Raw genomic sequence first — 1,598 nt, 5'->3', positions numbered from 1 at the left:
GGGTCAGTTGCATTGATTGGATCAAGTACAGGTGCATTTGGTGCGGTGGTATCAATTGTATAAGTTTGTGTATCATTAACAGTGCTGCTATTACCTACTGCATCAGTGAAGGTTACTTTGGCATCAATTATTTTATCTGCATCCGCTGTTAAACCGCTACCAGGCACACTTACTGTCCATGTACCTGCTGCACTGTCTACAGTTGCATTATAAGTTACCCCATTAATAACAACTGTAACGGCTGTAGTAGCCGCATCTGAAGGAACGTTTGTCAGAACACCAGTAATCGTGACATTACCCGCTGCTTCTGATGCATTAATTACATTGTCAGCTGTTACTGAATCAACTGCGAAGTTGACACCATCGGTATTTGGGCCAACTGCATCGACAATAGCTGTGCCTGGTAATGATGGGTTACCTGCTGGATCTGTAGCAATCGCTTCAACTTCATCGCCATCATTCAGGCCAGGGTTTGGCACAGTCCACGTACCGTCTGGTCCTGCTACAACACTTGCTGTACTGCCGTCAGGATAAGTCACAGTCACTGTTGAACCAGGTTCTGCTGTACCTGTAATTGGGTCTGTCCCGTTAACCGGGTTAATTACTGGAGCATCAGGTGCAGTGGTATCGATTGTATATGTTTGTGTATCGTTAACACTGCTGCTATTACCTGCTGCATCTGTAAACGTTACTTTGGCATCAATTGTTTTATCTGCATCCGCAACCAAACCGCTACCCGGCACACTTACTGTCCATGTGCCTGCTGTGCTATCTACAGTCGCAGTATACGTCTGGCCATTAATCACAACAGTGACCACTGTATTTGCTGCATCTGCCGGAACGTTTTTCAATACACCTGTAACAGTAACGTTGCCTGACGCTTCTGACGCATTAATCACATTGTCAGCTGTTACTGAATCAATCGCAAAATTTACTGACCCTGTATTCGGTGCAGCTGTATCAACTGTTACAACCCCTGTATCGGTACCCGCATTGCCTGCTGCATCTGTTGCAGTTACGGTAATGGTGTGTGGACCATCAGTTAACGCAGGAAGTGTATTGTCTGCAAGCGTCCAGGTGCCGTCACCATTATTCACTGCCGGATAGTCAGTGCCATCCACATTGACAACCACAGTGGCTGTTGGATCGTTCACTGTACCGGTTAACTCAGGTGTACTGTCATTGGTCAATACATCGTTAAGCGCTACTGTCGGCGCAACCGCATCAACCACAGCTGTTGCTGGGCCTGATGTATTGCCTGCCGGATCTTCTGTTACTGCTGTTACCGTATCACCATCATTTAAGCCTGGGTTTGGCACAGTCCAAGTACCATCCGGTCCTGCTACAACACTTGCTGTACTACCGTCCGGATATGTCACAGTCACTGTTGAACCAGGTTCTGCTGTACCTGTAATCGGGTCTGTCCCGTTAACTGGGTCGATCACTGGCACTGAAGGAGCAGCTGTATCAACTGTCACAACACCCGTATCTGTACCTACGTTACCTGCTGCATCTGTTGCAGTCACGGTAATGGTGTGTGGACCATCAGTTAACGCAGGAAGTGTATTGTCTGCAAGCGTCCAGGTGCCGTCACCATT

The 1,598-nt window shown here is 47.6% G+C and carries 1 protein-coding gene; it reads right to left on the bottom strand.

Annotated elements, in window-relative coordinates; translation table 11 throughout:
* Nucleotides 1–1,598: Ig-like domain-containing protein (locus tag F928_RS22580; RefSeq protein WP_005072936.1), on the bottom strand; the 1,598-nt coding region annotated here is incomplete at both ends.

This window comes from Acinetobacter pittii ATCC 19004 = CIP 70.29 (assembly GCF_000369045.1).
GTDB lineage: Bacteria > Pseudomonadota > Gammaproteobacteria > Pseudomonadales > Moraxellaceae > Acinetobacter > Acinetobacter pittii.
This window is presented reverse-complemented; position numbering and strand designations above follow the sequence as displayed.